The organism is Ruegeria sp. N8, from assembly GCF_056531325.1.
The window spans coordinates 85,500-103,574 of the sequence record NZ_JBQFLQ010000006.1 but is presented as its reverse complement, the minus strand read 5'-3'; the positions used below and the strand labels follow the sequence as shown (position 1 = coordinate 103,574).

18 protein-coding genes are annotated in these 18,075 nt (G+C 60.3%); 12 read left to right on the top strand and 6 right to left on the bottom strand.

Annotated features, from left to right (window positions below):
- The first annotated feature begins 14 nt into the window (after positions 1-14).
- The 4 genes from ACR0C5_RS13150 to ACR0C5_RS13135 all read left to right on the top strand — a co-directional run bounded on the left by ACR0C5_RS13150 (position 15) and on the right by ACR0C5_RS13135 (position 6,168).
- A complete protein-coding gene (locus ACR0C5_RS13150; protein ID WP_480877193.1) occupies positions 15-1,343 on the top strand; it encodes an amidase in 1,329 nt (442 codons plus the stop codon).
- Positions 1,344-1,450: 107 nt separating this feature from the next.
- Positions 1,451-2,632 carry an aminotransferase class I/II-fold pyridoxal phosphate-dependent enzyme gene (locus tag ACR0C5_RS13145; protein WP_480877191.1) on the top strand — a complete coding sequence of 394 codons (1,182 nt, stop codon included), beginning with the start codon at positions 1,451-1,453 and terminating at the stop codon, positions 2,630-2,632.
- Positions 2,633-2,646: 14 nt separating this feature from the next.
- The gene (locus ACR0C5_RS13140; protein WP_480877189.1) at positions 2,647-5,532 is read left to right on the top strand and encodes a DNA translocase FtsK; all 2,886 of its coding nucleotides are present in this window, start codon (positions 2,647-2,649) and stop codon (positions 5,530-5,532) included.
- A gap of 39 nt (positions 5,533-5,571) precedes the next feature.
- The gene (locus tag ACR0C5_RS13135; RefSeq protein ID WP_170791204.1) at positions 5,572-6,168 is read left to right on the top strand and encodes a LolA family protein; all 597 of its coding nucleotides are present in this window, start codon (positions 5,572-5,574) and stop codon (positions 6,166-6,168) included.
- A 12-nt stretch (positions 6,169-6,180) separates the two neighbouring features.
- On the opposite strand, the gene ACR0C5_RS13130 is transcribed toward ACR0C5_RS13135, so the two are convergent.
- Positions 6,181-6,762 (bottom strand): transglycosylase SLT domain-containing protein, encoded by a 582-nt coding sequence (locus ACR0C5_RS13130; RefSeq protein ID WP_170774790.1) that lies wholly within the window; start codon positions 6,760-6,762, stop codon positions 6,181-6,183.
- A 60-nt stretch (positions 6,763-6,822) separates the two neighbouring features.
- Complete coding sequence (locus ACR0C5_RS13125; protein WP_480877185.1) at positions 6,823-7,704, bottom strand: AEC family transporter; 882 nt, start codon at positions 7,702-7,704, stop codon at positions 6,823-6,825.
- A gap of 80 nt (positions 7,705-7,784) precedes the next feature.
- Between ACR0C5_RS13125 and hspQ the strand changes: the two genes are divergently transcribed.
- Positions 7,785-8,111: a heat shock protein HspQ gene (gene hspQ, locus ACR0C5_RS13120; RefSeq protein ID WP_170774786.1), complete on the top strand. Its 327-nt coding sequence runs from the start codon at positions 7,785-7,787 to the stop codon at positions 8,109-8,111.
- A 24-nt stretch (positions 8,112-8,135) separates the two neighbouring features.
- Here hspQ and ggt read toward each other — a convergent pair whose 3' ends face one another.
- The 3 genes from ggt to ACR0C5_RS13105 all read right to left on the bottom strand — a co-directional run bounded on the left by ggt (position 8,136) and on the right by ACR0C5_RS13105 (position 10,734).
- Positions 8,136-9,713 carry a gamma-glutamyltransferase gene (gene ggt, locus ACR0C5_RS13115; RefSeq protein ID WP_480877182.1) on the bottom strand — a complete coding sequence of 526 codons (1,578 nt, stop codon included), beginning with the start codon at positions 9,711-9,713 and terminating at the stop codon, positions 8,136-8,138.
- 209 nt (positions 9,714-9,922) lie between these two features.
- On the bottom strand, positions 9,923-10,363 hold the full coding sequence (locus ACR0C5_RS13110) for an ATP-binding protein (RefSeq protein WP_480877179.1): 441 nt from the start codon (positions 10,361-10,363) through the stop codon (positions 9,923-9,925).
- A gap of 32 nt (positions 10,364-10,395) precedes the next feature.
- On the bottom strand, positions 10,396-10,734 hold the full coding sequence (locus ACR0C5_RS13105; protein WP_480877176.1) for an STAS domain-containing protein: 339 nt from the start codon (positions 10,732-10,734) through the stop codon (positions 10,396-10,398).
- 105 nt (positions 10,735-10,839) lie between these two features.
- Here ACR0C5_RS13105 and ACR0C5_RS13100 point away from each other — a divergent pair, with 105 nt between their 5' ends.
- Positions 10,840-12,012 (top strand): acetyl-CoA C-acyltransferase, encoded by a 1,173-nt coding sequence (locus tag ACR0C5_RS13100; RefSeq protein WP_480505290.1) that lies wholly within the window; start codon positions 10,840-10,842, stop codon positions 12,010-12,012.
- A 94-nt stretch (positions 12,013-12,106) separates the two neighbouring features.
- Positions 12,107-12,559 (top strand): GAF domain-containing protein, encoded by a 453-nt coding sequence (locus ACR0C5_RS13095; RefSeq protein WP_170774774.1) that lies wholly within the window; start codon positions 12,107-12,109, stop codon positions 12,557-12,559.
- A 6-nt stretch (positions 12,560-12,565) separates the two neighbouring features.
- Here ACR0C5_RS13095 and ACR0C5_RS13090 read toward each other — a convergent pair whose 3' ends face one another.
- On the bottom strand, positions 12,566-12,832 hold the full coding sequence (locus tag ACR0C5_RS13090; RefSeq protein WP_237215654.1) for a DUF1294 domain-containing protein: 267 nt from the start codon (positions 12,830-12,832) through the stop codon (positions 12,566-12,568).
- 102 nt (positions 12,833-12,934) lie between these two features.
- On the opposite strand from ACR0C5_RS13090, the gene ACR0C5_RS13085 reads away from it, so the two are divergent.
- From ACR0C5_RS13085 to ACR0C5_RS13065, 5 genes are read left to right on the top strand one after another with little or no spacing between them, the layout of a single operon-like run.
- Positions 12,935-13,534 (top strand): helix-turn-helix domain-containing protein, encoded by a 600-nt coding sequence (locus tag ACR0C5_RS13085; RefSeq protein ID WP_237217553.1) that lies wholly within the window; start codon positions 12,935-12,937, stop codon positions 13,532-13,534.
- Positions 13,535-14,158 carry a LysE family translocator gene (locus ACR0C5_RS13080; RefSeq protein ID WP_480877172.1) on the top strand — a complete coding sequence of 208 codons (624 nt, stop codon included), beginning with the start codon at positions 13,535-13,537 and terminating at the stop codon, positions 14,156-14,158.
- Between the two features lie 4 nt (positions 14,159-14,162).
- Positions 14,163-14,543 (top strand): GFA family protein, encoded by a 381-nt coding sequence (locus ACR0C5_RS13075; RefSeq protein WP_480877169.1) that lies wholly within the window; start codon positions 14,163-14,165, stop codon positions 14,541-14,543.
- A 15-nt stretch (positions 14,544-14,558) separates the two neighbouring features.
- Positions 14,559-17,006: a GcvT family protein gene (locus tag ACR0C5_RS13070; protein WP_170791187.1), complete on the top strand. Its 2,448-nt coding sequence runs from the start codon at positions 14,559-14,561 to the stop codon at positions 17,004-17,006.
- Positions 17,007-17,008: 2 nt separating this feature from the next.
- Positions 17,009-18,061: a zinc-binding dehydrogenase gene (locus tag ACR0C5_RS13065; RefSeq protein WP_480877167.1), complete on the top strand. Its 1,053-nt coding sequence runs from the start codon at positions 17,009-17,011 to the stop codon at positions 18,059-18,061.
- Positions 18,062-18,075: the final 14 nt, after the last annotated feature.

Genomic DNA, 18,075 nt, shown 5'->3' with positions numbered 1-18,075 from the left:
CCAAGGGGGTAGGGATGCAGGACTGGCTGACCATGACGGCGTGTGATCTGGGGCGGGGGATCGGCATGGGCCAGATTGACCCGGTCGAGCTGACCGAGACCTATCTGACCGCCATCGACGCCCATCCCTACCGCGACCGCATCTATGCGCGCGTCACCCATGATCGCGCCCGGGCCGAGGCGAAAGCCGCGCAGGATCGCGCCGCGCTGGGTCTGCGCCGGTCACTGCTGGACGGGGTGCCGATCAGCTGGAAAGACCTGTTCGATACCGCTGGTACCGGGACCGAGGCCGGATCAGCCCTGCTGAAAGGCCGTGTGCCGCAGGCGGACGCGGTTGTCGTGCGCAACGCCACGGCCATGGGCACGGTGTGTCTGGGCAAAACCCATATGAGCGAGTTGGCCTTCTCGGGCCTTGGTCTGAACCCCATCACCGACACACCGCCCTGCATTGATGATGTGGATGCCGTTCCGGGCGGGTCATCCTCGGGCGCGGCGGCATCGGTCGCTTGGGGCTTGGCGGCCTGTGGGATTGGGTCCGACACCGGAGGCTCGGTTCGTATTCCATCCGCATGGAACAATCTGGTGGGTCTGAAAACAACCGCAGGGCGGGTCAGCCTTGAAGGCACGGTACCACTGTGCCTGCGCTTCGACACTGTGGGCCCGCTGGCCCGGTCGGTTGAGGACGCGGCGCATATGCTAGCCCTGTTGGAAGGCGGCACACCCGCCGACCTGCGTGGCGCTGGCTTGAAAGGCCGCCGCTTTGCCGATCTGCAAAACATCGCCAAGGATGACCTGCGCGACGCTCCTCGTGCCGCCTATGGCAGCGCGCTGGAGCGGCTGCGCGATGCAGGGGCCGAGATCGTGCCGCTGGAAGTGCCCGAACTGGCGGATGCGATGGCGCTGTCTGGTGTGCTTTACACGACCGAGGCCTATGGCCTGTGGCGCGATGTGATCGAAGCCAACCCGGATGCGATGTATCCAGAAATCCTCGAACGGTTCCGCACGGGCAAGAATGTCTCGGGTGCGGATTACATCGCGGCGTGGTCCAAGCTGAAGGCCTCTCGCGCTGCCTGGGACGCGGCCACATCCGGGTTTGATGCTGTTCTGGCTGCAACAGCGCCGATTCTGCCGCCCAATCTGGAGCGTTTGCTGACCGATCACGACTACTACGTCACCGAAAACCTGCTGGCCCTGCGCAACACGCGGATCGGCAACCTGATGGGTCTGGCCGCGCTGACCTTGCCGACAGGAACACCGGGCTGCGGGTTGATGATGATGAGCTATCCGGGGTCCGAGGAGGCTCTGCTACGGATAGGATCAGCGGCCGAGGCGGCATTGGCCTGAATGCCACAATCCCCTGATTCGCCGCCACTTTGTCTGGACGAAGTGGGGTGCGGCCTGTAACCTGCCTTAAAACGGGGCGGTATGATCCCGAACTTGAGGCAGTAGATATGAATTTCCCCGAGCGGTTTTCGAACCTACCGGAATACGCTTTCCCGCGCCTGCGCACCCTGTTGGACCACCATCAACCGGGCGGCGGTGTGATTCACATGACCATCGGCGCGCCGATGCATGATTTCCCGGCCTGGGTGACGGATGTCATCGCTGAGAATGCCGCAGGATTTCAAGGGTATCCGCCCAACGAAGGCTCACCCGAGCTGCGTGGCGCGATCACCGACTGGATCGCGCGCCGCTATGGCGTGACGATGGACCCCGACACCAACGTGATGGCTCTGAACGGCACGCGCGAGGGGCTGTATAACGCCGCCATGGCGCTGTGCCCCGAGGAAAAACACGGTCAGAAACCGGTCATCCTGTGCCCGAACCCGTTCTATCAGGTCTATATGGTAGCCTCGATCTCGGTCGCGGCGGAACCGGTTTTTGTATCGGCCACTGCTGCCACTGGCCATCTGCCCGACTATGCAGGCCTGCCCGAGGATGTGCTGAACCGCACCGTCGCGGCTTATATCTGTTCGCCCGCCAACCCGCAGGGCGCTGTGGCCTCGCGCGACTATTGGGCCGAACTCATCGGGTTGGCCGAAAAGTACGATTTCCGCATCTTCGCGGATGAATGCTACTCCGAGATCTACCGTGAAGAGGCACCAGTCGGCGCCCTGACCATCTCGCAAGAGATGGGTGCAGACCCTGAACGTGTGGTGCTGTTCAACTCACTCTCGAAGCGGTCGAACCTGGCTGGGCTGCGCTCGGGCCTGATTGCGGGCGGGCCGGATACGATCAAACGGGTCAAGCAGCTGCGCAACTATGCCGGATCGCCACTGCCCCTGCCGTTGCAGGCCGCCGCTGCACGTGTTTGGGCCGACGAAGAGCATGTCATCCAAAACCGCGCGCTTTATCAGGAAAAATACGCCATCGCGGATGAGGTGTTTGCAGGTGTGCAAGGCTATATGTCACCCGAGGCCGGGTTCTTTCTGTGGTTGCCGGTCGAAAATGGCGAAGAAACCGCATTGAAGCTGTGGCGGGAAACCGGGGTTCGGGTTCTGCCGGGCGCATATCTTTCCCAAGGCGATCCGGGGCAAAACCCGGGCGAGCATTTTATACGAGCCGCGCTTGTGGCTCCAAAAACAGAGTTGCAGCAGGGGCTAATCACGCTCCGCGACTGCATCTATTCGTGAGGTACGAGGGCAAAATGGCATCATTGAACGCGCGCAACCGCGATCCATTGCTGGACAGTACAACGCAAGCCGCCATTGAACGGCGCAGCAAAGAGCTGATCGGGATTGCCTTGATCCTGCTGGGGTTGGCCTCGGCGGCGATGATCTGGTCCTACACGCCGGATGATCCGAACTGGATGGTCTCGACCGATGCGCCGGTGCAGAACTGGATGGGGCGGATTGGGGCCTCGATCGCGGCACCCTTGTTCATGATCGTGGGCTGGGGCAGTTGGAGCATCGCCTTGGTCCTGATCGGCTGGGGCGTGCGCTTTGCCGGGCATTTTGGCGAGGATCGCGCGATTGCACGGCTGATCTTTGCGCCGATTTGGATTGCCGTCGTCTCGGTCTATGCAGCGACTTTGGTGCCCGATGAGGCTTGGCGTTCGACCCATAGTTTTGGTCTGGGCGGGCTGTTTGGCGACACCGTCATGGGCGCGTTGCTGACACTGTTGCCGGTCGCATCGCATTTCATGGTCAAGCTGATGTCACTGGCCATGGCGCTCGGAATGCTGGCGCTGGGCGTTTTTGTTCTGGGCTTCACGCGCGACGATGTGCGCAAAGGATTCCGGGCGTTTCTGCTGGGTTTGGTTATGTCCTATGACGGGTTGATGAACCTGCTGGGTCGTGGGGCCGCCGCGACCGCGCAGGCCGCCCGTGATCGCCGCGCGCAATGGGATGAGCGCAAGGTCGCACGCGCCGAGGCCGCGGAGGCTGTGTTCGAAGATGAACTGGCCTACGCCGACCCGGTCTTTGACGAACCGCCGCTGACCGCGCCCGAGCCCGCGAAACCGGGCCTGCTGTCACGCATCCCCGATCTGATCCGCCGCCCCGATCCGATGCCCGAGCCCGAACTCATTGACCGGGAATCTCTGGTCGATGTTGACGAGATGCCAGGCGAGGACCGCATCCGGTCGAAGATTTCCGCCGCTGTACGCAACCGCAAGGTCGCCGCGGGTGAGATGGCGCCCGAATATGACCCGAACCTGCCGCTGACCAAGGGGCGGGGGCGTGGGCCTGATCCGTTGATCCTGAACTCAGGTGCGGGCGAATTGCCGCCGGAACCGCCGATGACTTCGACTGGTTTCCCGCCCAAGTCTATGCTGACGGCAGAACCAACCGAATGGCAGGAGCCCTTACATCAGGACTTCGCGCCCGAGCCGGACTATGACGACGCCGTATTCGAGGACACGCCCGAGCCTGCGCTGCAGTCTCGGCCCGCGATGAAAATCCCCGTGGCGGAGCCACGCAAACAGGTTGTCGCGCAACCTGTGCGCCGCGCGCCTCAGCCTTCGCGCCGCGCGCAGGCCGAAGCGCAGCCTGCGCTGTCGTTCGAGGACAAGCATTCCGATTTCGAATTGCCGCCTTTGGGCCTGCTGGCCAACCCGGCGAACATTCAGCGCCATCACCTCAGCGATGAAGCGTTGGAGGAAAACGCCCGGATGCTGGAAAACGTTCTGGATGACTATGGCGTCAAGGGGGAGATCGTCAGTGTTCGCCCGGGTCCGGTTGTTACTATGTACGAACTAGAGCCCGCGCCCGGTCTGAAAGCCAGCCGTGTGATCGGTTTGGCCGACGATATCGCACGCTCGATGTCGGCGCTGTCGGCGCGTGTTTCGACCTTGCCAGGGCGCTCGGTCATCGGCATCGAACTGCCCAACGAAAATCGCGAGATGGTGGTGCTGCGTGAAATCCTTGCCAGCCGTGATTTCGGCGACGGCAACCATGCGCTGCCGTTGGCCTTGGGTAAGGATATCGGCGGTGAGTCAGTCGTGGCGAACCTTGCCAAGATGCCTCACCTGCTGATCGCAGGGACCACGGGGTCCGGTAAGTCGGTGGCGATCAACACGATGATCCTGTCGCTGCTCTATAAGTTGACGCCTGATGAATGCCGCCTGATCATGATCGACCCCAAGATGCTGGAACTGTCTGTTTATGACGGTATCCCGCATCTGCTGTCGCCCGTTGTGACCGACCCGAAAAAGGCGGTTGTCGCCCTGAAATGGGTCGTTGGCGAGATGGAGGATCGTTATCGCAAGATGTCCAAGATGGGCGTGCGCAATATCGCGGGCTATAATGGCCGTGTGAAGGATGCGTTGGCCAAGGGCGAGATGTTCAGCCGCACGGTCCAAACGGGCTTTGACGATGAAACCGGCGAACCCACCTTCGAGACCGAAGAATTCGCGCCCGAGGCAATGCCCTATATCGTCGTCATCGTCGACGAGATGGCCGACCTGATGATGGTCGCGGGCAAAGAGATCGAGGCGTGTATTCAACGTCTGGCGCAGATGGCGCGGGCCTCGGGTATTCACCTGATCATGGCGACGCAGCGGCCCTCGGTCGATGTGATCACCGGCACGATCAAGGCAAACTTCCCCACCCGGATCTCGTTCCAGGTGACCTCGAAAGTCGACAGCCGCACCATTTTGGGCGAGATGGGTGCCGAGCAACTGCTGGGGCAGGGCGACATGCTCTATATGGCCGGCGGGGCCAAGATCACCCGTTGCCACGGCCCGTTCGTGTCGGACGAAGAGGTCGAAGAAATCGTCAACCACCTGAAACAGTTCGGCCCGCCCGATTACATGAGCGGTGTCGTCGATGGTCCGGCCGAGGAAAAGGCCGACAATATCGATGCAGTTCTTGGCCTGAATACCGGTGGCAACACCAATGGCGAGGACGCTCTCTATGATCAGGCTGTGGCGATTGTGATCAAGGATCGCAAGTGCTCGACCTCTTATATCCAGCGGAAACTTGCCATCGGTTACAACAAAGCCGCGCGTCTGGTTGAGCAGATGGAGGACGAAGGCGTTGTTTCCGCTGCCAATCACGTCGGAAAGCGCGAAATCCTCGTCCCCGAGCAATAGGATATTTAATAACAAGGGCAGAAGGCCTATCTGTGCCTCATGAAACAGATTGCTTTTGCCCTTGCTTTGACATTGTCCGCACCCGCCGCGTGGGCGGCGGACAAGCTGCCGCTATCGCAGATATCAAACTACCTGAACGAGCTGAAAACCGTTGAGACCACGTTCACGCAGGTCAACGACGATGGCTCGCTCAGCACCGGGAAATTGTGGATCGAACGCCCTGGCAAGATGCGGTTCGAATATGATCCGCCCAACAGCGCAGTGGTACTGGCGCGGGCTGGAACCGTTCAGATATTTGATCCCAAGTCCAACCAGCCGGCTGAGCAATATCCACTAAAACGTACGCCCCTGTCGCTGGTGCTGGCGCGGAATGTGAATCTGGGACAGGCCAATATGGTGGTCGGTCACGATTTTGACGGTACCGCCACGGTCGTGACGGCGCAGGATCCCAAGAACCCGGATTCGGGTCGGATCGAGCTGATGTTTACCGGTGATCCGGTCGAACTGCGCAAATGGGTGATCCACGATAACGCAGGCAGCCAAACGACCGTTCTGCTGGGGCAGCTGGAAACTGATGGCAAGCTGAACAGCGACCTGTTCACGAAAAGGACGCGGAGCGGGTCAGGCGATCGCTGACCCGCTGGGCTGTTAAATTCGGCAGCCCGCCAGCTGTGCCTGATAGAGTTTGGCGCGCGCGTCCACATCATTGGCCACGTTCAACAACCATGTTTTGCTGTAATGGCTCCCACGAGCGTAGCCGGTATGGCCTTCGTGATAGGCCAGATACTGGTTGCGGGTGTCATGCAGCTGGATGCCGTTGCGCTGGTTGGTTTTGTTCATGTACCAACCGATGAAATCCGACGCGTCGCGGATACGGTCGCGCTTGGCGCGGCGCTTGCCGGTTTCGCGCTGGTATTCCTCCCACGTGCCGTCCAAAGCTTGACTGAACCCATAGGCGCTGCTTTGACGGCCCATCGGGATGACACCCAACACGTATTTATGCGGGGTGCGCGCATCGTGGCGATAGCGGCTTTCCTGATAGATCGTCGCCATCTGAACGTGGACGGGGACACCCCATTTCCGCTCGGTGCTTTTGAAGGCTTTGATAAAATCAGGACGTTCACGCGCAATGCTGCACGCGTCATTTAGCTTGCTGGGCGGCTGTTTGGAGCCACCACTACAGGATGCCAAAAGCAGCACCCCGAAGAGTACGATAAGAATTCTGCTCATGTGCCTCGTGCCTTTTTTCTTTATTCTAGCGCAGATTGAGCCTTTAGGAAATCACAATCGCTACAACACAATAGCTAGAATTAAAGGCGACGCGCCCACAGACAGGACAGTTGACACCATAACCAGGCCTGCGACGGCGTCTGCGTCCGCTTCGAACCGTTCGGCCAGCAGGTACGAGGTCACAGCCACCGGGGTGCACATTTGCAGGACCAGAACGCCAAACGCGACGCTATCCAGGTCAAATGCCAGCGCGATGCCCCAGCCCAGCCCAAAGCACACCGCCAGTTTCAGCGCAGACAGCCAAAGCGCCTGTCCCAAACTGCGCGAGGTCAGCCGCGCGATCGCCACGCCCAGCGTGATCAGCATCAGGGGGATGGCCATTTGCCCAAGAAGGTCCAGCGTATTGGTCAGGAAAACGGGCGTTTCCCAACCGCGCCACAGGAACAGGGCACCCAGCAGGGTGGCCCAGACCATCGGTTCGCGCGCGGCTTTGCCGAACGCACCTTTGCCCGCCACAAGATAGATCCCATAGGTAAAGGAAAAGAGCGCCGTTACAGCCAGAAAAACCACCGCAAATCCCAGCCCCGCCTGCCCAAAGGCAAAGATGCACAGCGGCACCCCCAGATTGCCTGTGTTGCCAAAGATCAGCGGGGCCAGAAATGTGCGGCGATCCAAGCCGCTGAGCCGCACGAACAGGCCAAAGGCCACCGCAAGCACCACATGTCCGGTGATGGCCGCCAACGTGAACCGCGTCAACTCGGTGGCTGTGATCTCGGTCTGCATCAGGGCGACAAAGATCAGACAGGGCACCGCCAGCGTAACGCCCAGACGGGTCACAAATTGCAGCCGGTATTCGAACCCCAGCTTGACCCACGCAAATCCGATCCCGGCCAAAAGAAAGACCGGAGCCGCAATTTCGAACACTGTTAGTAGAAGGTTCACAGACTGTTTCCCTTAAAATCCGATCATTGATTGGCATTTCCGCCGGGAAAAGAGTAGTAAGTTCTTTGGGGGCTGAAGATATGCTGAAGACACATGCCAAGTACAAATTGGGCCAGGTGGTCCGTCACAAGAAACATCCCTTCCGAGGGGTGATTTTTGACGTGGACCCGGAATTCTCGAACACCGAAGAATGGTATCAGGCCATCCCCGAAGATAGCCGCCCGATCAAGGATCAGCCGTTCTATCATTTGTTGGCCGAAAACGACCAATCCTTCTATGTTGCTTATGTTTCTGAACAAAATCTGGTTGCCGATCAGTCCGGCGAGCCGGTGGAACATCCTGATATTCCAGACATGTTCGGCCCGTTTGAAAACGGCGCATACCCGCTGCATTTCCACCTAAATTGATCGGCGCATCGTGCGCGTTCAGGATCAGTAGCCAAGAGCGCAACCGTCTTTTCGGGGGTCGCTGGCACCTTCCAGAACACCGTCATCGCGGATTCGGATAGCCTGCGCTCCACCCAGTGGCGTTTCCGGGATTTGAACGTTGTGGCCCAGATCTGACAATTGTTGCACGACGCTGGGCGGAATTCCGCGTTCCAGTTTCATAACGTTTCCATCGGCGAAGGCGCGCGGGGCGTCGATGCTGTCCTGCAATCCCAACCCGTGATCCGTCAGGTTGGACAACAGGCGTGCGTGTCCGGTGGGTTGAAACGATCCGCCCATTACGCCGAATGGCATGGTGATGCGGTCGTTCTGTTTCAGCATACCGGGAATGATTGTGTGCATCGGGCGCTTGCCCGGCCCCATCTCATTCGGATGTCCGGCCTGCAAGGTAAAGCCAGCGCCCCGGTTTTGAAGCAGTATCCCGTATTTCGGTGAGGCGATGCCCGACCCAAAACTGTGAAAGATCGAATAGATCAGAGACACGGCCATCCGATCCCGATCGACGACGGTAATATAAACCGTATCCTTGTGGATCGCCTCGGTCAGCGGAGCGGCGGCTGGCATCGCCCGCTTAGGATCGATCAGGGCGGCGAGCTGATCTGCCAGCGCCTGATCGGTGAACTTTTCAGCCTGCGTGGCGTGATCAGGATCGGCGATAAAGCGATTACGCGCGTCATAGGCCACTTTTGAGGCCTCGGCCTCGATATGAATACGTTCCGCGCTGAACGGTTCCATCCCGGAAAGGTCGAAATTTTTCAGGATATTTAACAACAAAAGCGCCGTCGCCCCCTGACCGTTGGGGGGGTGTTCGTACATCTCGACACCGTTGTAGCTGCTGTTGACTGGTAGGGTGACGGTACATTGGGTGGTCCGAAAATCTTCGATCGTGTGAACACCGCCCAATTGCGACAGTGCGGCAACCATGTCCTCGGCAATGTCGCCGGTATAAAACGCATCGCGCCCGTGTTGTGCGATTTGGCGTAGAACTTCTGCCTGACCCGGAGAGCGGAAGATTTGCCCCGTTTTGGGGACCTTGCCGTCGATCAGGTAGTGATCTCGCGCGGACCCTTGCAGCGTGGCTGCTCCAATATTCCAGTCCAAAGCCACGCGCGGGGCCACAGGCACGCCGGTATCCGCATAGTGGATGGCAGGGCTAAGGACCGAATCCAACCCGATCCGGCCCTCGGTTTCGGCCAGGTGGCAAAAGGCATCGACCGCGCCTGGTATTGTCACCGCCTCGGGCGAGGTCAGGGGAACCGCATGCAGACCCTGTGAGCGCAAGGCGTCCGCATTGGCCATCGCGGGAGCGCGGCCTGATCCGTTAAGGGCGCGGATTTTGGTTTCGCCAGCACGGTTGAACAGGACAAAGCAATCTCCGCCCAATCCGGTCATCTGTGGCTCGCACAGTCCCAGCAGAACTGCGCCCGCAATCGCGGCATCCATCGCATTACCGCCCTGTTCCAGAATGCTTATCGCAACTTGCGCAGCCAGCGGGTGCGATGTTGCGCACATGCCTTCCGTTGACAGGACTTCGGACCGACCCGGAATGTGAAAATCGCGCATATCAGTATTCCCCATTAACTCGCGCCGAAGGTATCGCGCGGCGGTTTATTGTCCAGTCAAATCAAGGGGAAATTCCTCGGCGCCGTTCACTGGGTGGGGGCTGTGACACTTGGCGCCGAGGGAAGCTATCTGAGCTACAGGTAAATGTATGACCCTGATTTGCGGCGCGACAATGGTTCGATTTGGGCGTTATTGTGACCTTTTGCCTGTCACTCGGCGTCCGGGAAATCAAAGCGCAGGGACAGCCTGTTGCAGCCGTTGCTGCGCTCATACCGGATATCGCTGGTCAATTCATGGATCAGGAACCAGCCAAATCCGCCCTCGGGCAGTTCGTCGCGCGATGACCCCAGCGCCGCCGGCATGCCTTCGGGCACCCGAAATCCGGGCAGAGGGTTGCCGGTGTCCGAAATCAGTATTTCAAGCCAGTCTTGGTTCAGCCGACACCGCACCTTGACCTGAGCGGGTGTGACCCCGGCATAGGCATGCTCGACCACGTTGTTGATTGCCTCGGCTAGCGCGATTTTTACGTCCCCCGCCTTGTGCGCGGGCAGGCCTTGCGCTTTCAGGCAGGCGCTGAGCTGAGCGATGCCCGCGCTGGCATCGGACGCTGTGGCTGAGAACCGAAGATCCAGGCAGTTACCGGTACACATGGGCAGGGCGCTTATTCATTCGATCTGCGGGCTCAGTCGGTGGCGGACGCAAGCGCGTCGCCCAGCGTCGGGTATAGCTTGAAAACCGTGTCCATACGGGTCAGGCGAAAAACCTTTTCGACAAAGGGGTGCAACCCCGCCAGATCCAGCCTGCGATCACTGCCAAGCTGTTTCATGGCGGCGACGATCGCCCCGAGACCGCTGGAGTCGATGAATTCCACCCTCGTCAGATCTAGCACCACCCGCGCAGCACCGCCTTCGGCCTCTTGCCGCATCTCTTCCTTGAACTGGATGGCCATGGCGGCGTCGATCCGGTCGGAATGCACCGTGATAATCTGGGCCGAGTCGGTTGTTTTGCTGGTCAGGCTCATGCGCGCCGGTCCTCTGAATTGCAAATCATGCGTAGAAATACGCTAGACGCCAATTCTTACCATTCGGTATCCATCCATACGGAAAAGCAGAAAAGGAGCCTCCCGATGAAGCAAGTTGTAATCGCAGGTGCAGCACGGACCCCGATGGGTGGGTTTCAAGGGATGTTCGATGGCGTCAGCGCCGCTGATCTGGGCGGAACGGCAATCCGCGCCGCCTTGCAGGGCGCCGGGGCCGATACTGCGGACGAGGTGCTGATGGGCTGCGTCCTGCCCGCGGGTCAGGGCCAAGCCCCTGCGCGGCAGGCAGGTTTCGCCGCCGGTCTGGGTGAAGAGGTTCCCGCGACCACCCTCAACAAGATGTGCGGGTCGGGAATGAAGGCTGCGATGATGGCCTATGACCAGATCGCCTTGGGGCACGCAGACACGATGGTTGCTGGCGGGATGGAGAGCATGACCAACGCCCCCTATCTGTTGCCCAAAATGCGCGGCGGCGCCCGGATCGGCCATGGGCAGGTGGTTGACCACATGTTTTTGGACGGGCTCGAGGACGCCTATGACAAGGGGCGTTTGATGGGTACCTTCGCCGAGGATTGTGCAGAGGCCTATCAGTTCACCCGCGAGGCACAGGATGACTACGCGCTGCAGTCTCTGTCGAACGCGCTGCAGGCACAAGAAACCGGCGCCTTTGCGGATGAGATCACGCCTGTTACACTGAAAACGCGCAAAGGGGACGTCACACAATCCACCGACGAGCAACCTCTTTCGGCCCGGCCCGAGAAAATCCCGACCCTGAAACCGGCCTTCCGCAAGGATGGAACGGTGACAGCGGCCAATGCCTCGTCGATCTCGGACGGGGCTGCGGCCTTAGTGCTGGCGTCGGAGGAAGCCGCCCAGGCGCAAGCCCTGACCATCCGCGCCCGTATTCTGGGCCATGCCAGCCACGCACAAGCCCCCGGCCTGTTTACGACTGCTCCGGTGCCTGCCGCGCAAAAACTGCTGACGCAGATCGGTTGGACCACTGATGATGTGGACCTGTGGGAGGTGAACGAGGCCTTCGCCGTCGTGCCCATGGCCTTCATGCACGAAATGGGTTTGCCGCGCGACAAGGTGAACGTGAATGGCGGCGCGTGCGCTCTGGGCCATCCCATCGGCGCATCCGGCGCGCGGATCATGGTCACATTGCTGAATGCGCTCGAGAAACGAAACCTCAAACGCGGCGTTGCGGCCATCTGCATCGGGGGTGGCGAAGGCACCGCCATTGCCATAGAACGCGTTTGACCATTCTTCTTGTTTCAAATACGGCGGAGGTGAATTGAGCCACTGGCTCATGAGGGGGCAGCGCCCCCTGATACCCTTGCCTCAAAGTGCTGCCATGACCGTTGACTATTCCACCCTCGCAAAAACCATCGCCGCCCTGACCGAAGGCGAAACGGATCAGGTCGCCCTGATGGCCACTGTCACCTGCGAGGTGCATCACAGCGATGACCGCTTCAACTGGACCGGGTTTTATCGCGTGACCGAGCCCGAGGTGTTGAAGATCGGGCCGTATCAGGGCGGACATGGCTGTCTGGTGATCCCGTTTGCACGCGGCGTCTGTGGAGCAGCAGCCCGCACCGGAGAAGTGCAAATTGTACCCGATGTGGAGGCTTTTCCTGGTCATATCGCCTGTGCGTCCTCGACCCGGTCGGAACTGGTACTGCCTGTCTTTGACTCGCAGGGTGAGGTGATCGCGGTGTTTGATATCGACAGCGATCTACCAGATGCGTTTACCCAAGCGGATGCTGATGAGCTCGCTGCCATCTTGCGCGATGTGTTTGCGCGTTAAGGTCGGTTAGCCCAGCAACGGGGGCAGATAGGTGAAGGCCGCATAGCAAGCAGCGGCCTGAACTATCAGAATTGCAAACAGCCATGCTGAAAACCGGCCTTTGCGGGTTTTGTGGCGAAAAATCCAGCGCCCAACCACGGCTCCGGGGCCGCCACCCAGCGCCGCCAGCCACAAAAGGCGGCGTTCCGGCACCCGGCGCTTGCGCCGCCGCGCGCGAAGTTTGTCCCAGCCAAAGGCCAGCAGAGTCAGGGTATTGATCGCCCACAGATACATCACTGCTATCCACATGCGTGACCGATACCGAACCCGGCCGCGTGACCCAAGTGAAAAAACGCTTGGTTTTTTCATCGATTCGCGCCATCGTGAAAAACAGGGATGAAATTTCACGACAACGCGGAGCGGCAATTGAACTCGCAGGCCCCCCAAAGCGCGACCCTCGGTGCCGATATCCGCGCCTTGCGCAAAGCGCGCGGACTGACGCTGAGCGAGATTGCGGCAAAGCTGAACCGCTCGGTCGGGTGGCTGAGCCAGGTCGAGCGGGATATGTCTGACCCGTCCATCTCGGACCTGCGACAGATGGCCGATTGTCTGGGCGTGCCCATGTCGATGCTGTTTGCCCATTCTGCCGCCCCGGCGGCCGAACAGGGATATGTCGTCCGCGCAGGCTCGCGCCGTCCAATGGGATCGGGTGAGGAAGGACTGATCGAGGAATTGCTCTCACCCGATCTGACCGATGATTTTGAGATGGTGCATTCCACCTTCGAGCCCCGCTCGCAGATGCAGACCCCTGCCAATCGCCCGACGCAAGAGGTGGGCTATATGATCTCGGGGCGGTTGGACCTGACGATTGGAGGGCGGCAATTCTCGGTCGGGCCGGGGGACAGTTTCCGCATCAAACACGAACCCTATCATTGGGCGAACCCTTATGATGAGCCCGCCGTGGCCATCTGGGTCATCGCCCCGCCGGTGTATTGAATGAGCTTCGAGGCTTGGACCATATTCGCCCTGTTCTGGGTGGTGTTCGTCACCACACCGGGACCGAATGCGGTCAATTGTATCTCAAACGGGATGAGCCTGCCCTTTCCCAAGGCGATGCTGGGCGTGCTGGCGATCCTGACACAGGCCAGCGCCTTTCTGATTCTGTCCGCGTTGGGCGTCACGGCGCTGATTGCGGCCTCACCCACCGGGTTTTTCATCGCCAAACTGATCGGCGCGGGGTTCCTGATCTGGATGGGCATCCGCGGCTGGATCAATGCCAGCAAACCCGCGCCAGCCTCTGAGCGACCCGCGCGCCACGTCTATCTGCACGCGCTGGCGGTGGCGACGATCAACCCCAAAAGCGTGGCCGGGTATCTGGCAGCGTTTTCGCAATTCGTGCAGCCCGAGGTTCCGGTCTGGCAGCAGATGGGAGTGATCATGCCCACCGCGTTGGTCATCACAACGCTCAGCTATACCGGGTTCACCTTGCTGGGCGCGCTGATGGGCAAGGCTGCGCTGGGGGCTGTGTTCAACATCTGGGTCCGCCGCGTGATGGCGACCTGTTTCATCATCTACGGCGTGTTGCTGGGTACCAGCGCAACGCCTACAGCAAGGGGGTAAAGACATGCACACCGGTTCCTGCCTCTGCGGCAAGGTGGCGTTCACCATTGACGGAGACCTCGCCGCACCCAATGCTTGCCATTGCGGCCAATGCCGCAGGCAATCTGGGCATCTCTGGGCCTCCTCCGAGACGCATGAAGACAACCTCAACTTTACCTCCAGCGAGACGTTGGGCTGGTATCGCGCCTCGGACATCGCCAAGCGCGGCTTTTGCAGCGCCTGCGGCTCGTTCCTGTTTTGGCAGCACAATGATGAGGACACGATTGCGGTTTCGGTAGGGTCTTTGGATGAGCCCACCGGGCTGAAACTCGCCCAACATATCTTCGTCGCCGACAAGGGCGACTACTACGACATTCAGGACGATCTGCCCCAGCGGGCATACTAACAGGGAAGCAAAACCATGAGTGATTTTCCAACCAAGGCCCGTGTGGTCATCATCGGCGGCGGCGTCGTCGGCTGTTCATCGCTTTACCATCTGGCCAAGAAGGGCTGGACCGACTGCGTTCTGCTGGAAAAGAACGAACTGACAGCGGGCTCGACGTGGCACGCGGCGGGCAATGTGCCGACCTTTTCGACCTCATGGGCGATCATGAACATGCAGCGCTACTCGACCGAGCTGTATTCGCGGCTGGCGGATGAGGTCGATTACCCGATGAACTACCACGTCTCGGGCTCGATCCGACTGGCGCATAGCAAGGAACGGATGCAGGAGTTCGAACGCGCCCTGTCCATGGGCCGCTATCAGGGCATCCCGATGGAGATGTGGACAGCGGAAGAGGCCAAAGAGCGCTATCCCTTCCTTGAAACCCATGATCTTGAGGGCGTTCTGTACGATCCGACCGACGGCGATATCGACCCGGCGCAGCTGACGCAGGCTCTGGCCAAAGGCGCGCGGGACATGGGGCAAAAGATCATCCGTTTCTGCCCGGCAACCGGGGTGACACAGCACGATGATGGCACATGGACCGTTCACACCGATAAGGGCGATATCGACTGTGACTATGTGGTCAACGCCGCCGGGTACTATGCGCAGCGCGTGGGGGAATGGTTCAAACCCTTTGGCGGGCGCACGGTGCCTGCGATGGTCATGAGCCACCAGTACCTGCTGACCGACGAAATCCCCGAGGTTGAGGCATGGTCGAAGGAAAACGGCGGCAAGCTGCCGCTGCTGCGCGACGTGGATATCTCGTATTACCTGCGGCAGGAGAAGAACGGCTTTAACCTTGGTCCCTATGAACCCAACTGCAAGGGCCATTGGATGACCGAAGACGATCCGATGCCCGAGGATTTCAGCTTCCAGCTTTGGAACGATGATCTGGACCGGATCGAAGACATCGTCACTGACGCGATGGAGCGGGTGCCGCTGATGGCAACCTCGGGCGTTGGACGTGTCATCAATGGCCCGATCCCTTACGCGCCGGATGGGTTGCCTCTGATCGGGCCGATGCCCGGCGTAAGCAACGCGTTCGAGGCGCACACCTTCACCTTCGGCATCGCGCAGGGCGGCGGCGCAGGCAAGGTGCTGGCCGAATGGATCGTCGATGGCGCGACTGAATGGGATATGTGGGCCGTCGATCCGCGCCGTTACACCGATTACACCGATCAGGACTACTGCAATCAGAAGGGTATGGAGGTCTACGGCAACGAATACGCCATGCACTTCCCGCATCATGAATGGCCTGCAGCGCGGGACAAGAAGCTGTCTCCGGTCCATGACAAGATCAAGGAATTGGGCGGCGTGATGGGTGCCTATAACGGCTGGGAACGCGCCAATTGGTTCGCCAAGCCGGGCGACGATACCTCGCTGGATGCGACGCATACATGGGGCCGCTCGGGCCCGTGGGAGCAGCGGATCAAAGAAGAATGCGAAGCCGTGCGCGACCATTGCGGCGTGCTGGACCTGCCGGGTTTCTCGCGCTTCATGGTCAAGGGGGAAGGCGCGGCCGAGGCGCTGCGTGGGCTGGTGACGGGTGGTCTGCCCAAGGTGGGCCGGATCAATCTGGTCTATATCGCCGACGACCGGGGCCGCATCCTTACCGAAATGTCCTGCCTGCGTCTGGGTGAGGATGAGTTCGTCATGATCACCGCCGCCACCGCGCAATGGCATGACCGGGACATTCTGGTGAATGCGATGCCCTCAGGTGTCAGTGTCGAGGATGTGACCACCACACGCGACACGCTGATCGTCACCGGCCCAAAATCGCGTGAGATCCTGTCGGGTCTGACCGATGCCGACCTGTCGCTGGGCTGGCTGACCCATCAGGCCGCCACTGTGGCAGGGAAACCCGCCTATCTGATCCGCGTATCCTTTGCTGGCGAACTGGGTTGGGAGGTTCACGCTCTGAACGACGACATGCCTGCGATCTATGACGCGATCCTTGAGGCTGGTGCCACGCCGTTTGGCATGTATGCGCTGAACTCGCTGCGGATCGAAAAAGGCTACCGCGCGTGGAAGGGCGATCTGTCCACCGATTACTCGCTGTTGGAAGGCGGGCTTGGGCGTTTTGTCAAACTAGACAAGCCGCAGGATTTCCCCGGCAAGGCCGCGATCCTGAATGAAAAGCAGCAGGGGGTGAAGAAGTCGTTCGTGACTCTGACGGTCGAGGCAGGTGACTGCGACGCGCCCTATATGTCCTGCATCTGGCAAGGCGATCAGATCGTGGGTGAGACGACGTCCGGCGCATGGGGCTATCGCGTGGGCAAATCCATCGCGCTGGGCATGATCAAGTCGGAACTGGCAAATCCGGGCACTGCGTTGGAGGTCGAAATCTACGGTCAGAAATACCCCGCTGTGGTGCAAGAGGATCAACCCCTCTGGGATCCGGCCAACGACCGGCTGCGGGCCTGACCATGGCTGTTCCGCGCGTTATGCAGGGCGTTCACCTAACCCGCCACGGCGGGCCCGAGGCGCTGGAATTTCGCGCGGATATTCCCGTGCCGCAACCCGGACCCGGTCAGGTTCTGGTCCGGGTCGCGGCAGCCGGGGTGAACAACACCGACATCAACACGCGCGTCGGCTGGTATTCCTCGGATGTGACCGGCGCGACAGATGCTGTGGATCAGGAGGTCGACGCGGGCGGTTGGGGCGGTGCGCTTGAGTTCCCGCGCATTCAGGGCGGCGATCTGTGCGGCATCGTTGAACTTGCCGGACCCGAGACTGGGTTCCAACCCGGTCAGCGCGTCACCTGCCCGATCAACTTGCCGCGCCCACGCCCCGGCAATCCGACCGGCTTCATCGCGCTGGGGTCTGAGATCGACGGGGCCTTCGCGCAATATTGCCTGGTTGAAGCGTCGGACCTGTACGACGTCTCAGCGTCTCCGCTATCTGATGCCGAGATCGCGGCCATTCCCTGCGCTTTTGGAACGGCCGAGAACCTTCTGACCCGTGCAGGCGTTACTACAGGCCACAAGGTTCTGATCACCGGGGCCTCGGGCGGGGTCGGTCTGGCCGCTGTGCAACTGGCCCGGCTGCGCGGAGCGACCGTGTGGGGTGTCACCAGCCCAGCCAAAGCCGATGTGGTCAAAGATCAAGGGGCAACGGATACGTTTGACCGTAACGCGCCCTTGCCGAAAGACATGTTCGATGTGGTGATCGACGTCGTCGGCGGTCCCGCGTGGCCCAACCTGATCCTGTCGCTGAAACCCGGCGGGCAGTATGCGGTTTCCGGTGCCATCGCCGGACCCATCGTTCAGGCAGATCTGCGCGACATTTATTTGCGCGACATCACCATCCACGGCTGCACCCATCAGGCGTTCGAGGTCTTCGGACGATTAGTCGAACTGATGAATGCAGGCCGGATCAAACCTTTGATCTCAAGAACCTATCCGCTAAGAGATATCACCAAAGCGCAAGCGGACTTTCAGTCCAAAACATTTGCGGGAAAACTGGTTCTCATTCCCTGAGGAAAGGTAAGGCT

Excerpts from the sequence above, each read along its gene's own strand:
- ACR0C5_RS13150 (WP_480877193.1), top strand. The coding sequence starts at position 15 with ATGCAGGACTGGCTGACCATGACGGCGTGTGATCTGGGGCGGGGGATC.
- ACR0C5_RS13145 (WP_480877191.1), top strand. The coding sequence starts at position 1,451 with ATGAATTTCCCCGAGCGGTTTTCGAACCTACCGGAATACGCTTTCCCG.
- ACR0C5_RS13140 (WP_480877189.1), top strand. The coding sequence starts at position 2,647 with ATGGCATCATTGAACGCGCGCAACCGCGATCCATTGCTGGACAGTACA.
- ACR0C5_RS13135 (WP_170791204.1), top strand. The coding sequence starts at position 5,572 with ATGAAACAGATTGCTTTTGCCCTTGCTTTGACATTGTCCGCACCCGCC.
- ACR0C5_RS13130 (WP_170774790.1), bottom strand. The coding sequence starts at position 6,762 with ATGAGCAGAATTCTTATCGTACTCTTCGGGGTGCTGCTTTTGGCATCC.
- hspQ (WP_170774786.1), top strand. The coding sequence starts at position 7,785 with ATGCTGAAGACACATGCCAAGTACAAATTGGGCCAGGTGGTCCGTCAC.
- ggt (WP_480877182.1), bottom strand. The coding sequence starts at position 9,713 with ATGCGCGATTTTCACATTCCGGGTCGGTCCGAAGTCCTGTCAACGGAA.
- ACR0C5_RS13110 (WP_480877179.1), bottom strand. The coding sequence starts at position 10,363 with ATGTGTACCGGTAACTGCCTGGATCTTCGGTTCTCAGCCACAGCGTCC.
- ACR0C5_RS13105 (WP_480877176.1), bottom strand. The coding sequence starts at position 10,734 with ATGAGCCTGACCAGCAAAACAACCGACTCGGCCCAGATTATCACGGTG.
- ACR0C5_RS13100 (WP_480505290.1), top strand. The coding sequence starts at position 10,840 with ATGAAGCAAGTTGTAATCGCAGGTGCAGCACGGACCCCGATGGGTGGG.
- ACR0C5_RS13095 (WP_170774774.1), top strand. The coding sequence starts at position 12,107 with ATGACCGTTGACTATTCCACCCTCGCAAAAACCATCGCCGCCCTGACC.
- ACR0C5_RS13090 (WP_237215654.1), bottom strand. The coding sequence starts at position 12,832 with ATGTATCTGTGGGCGATCAATACCCTGACTCTGCTGGCCTTTGGCTGG.
- ACR0C5_RS13085 (WP_237217553.1), top strand. The coding sequence starts at position 12,935 with ATGAAATTTCACGACAACGCGGAGCGGCAATTGAACTCGCAGGCCCCC.
- ACR0C5_RS13080 (WP_480877172.1), top strand. The coding sequence starts at position 13,535 with ATGAGCTTCGAGGCTTGGACCATATTCGCCCTGTTCTGGGTGGTGTTC.
- ACR0C5_RS13075 (WP_480877169.1), top strand. The coding sequence starts at position 14,163 with ATGCACACCGGTTCCTGCCTCTGCGGCAAGGTGGCGTTCACCATTGAC.
- ACR0C5_RS13070 (WP_170791187.1), top strand. The coding sequence starts at position 14,559 with ATGAGTGATTTTCCAACCAAGGCCCGTGTGGTCATCATCGGCGGCGGC.
- ACR0C5_RS13065 (WP_480877167.1), top strand. The coding sequence starts at position 17,009 with ATGGCTGTTCCGCGCGTTATGCAGGGCGTTCACCTAACCCGCCACGGC.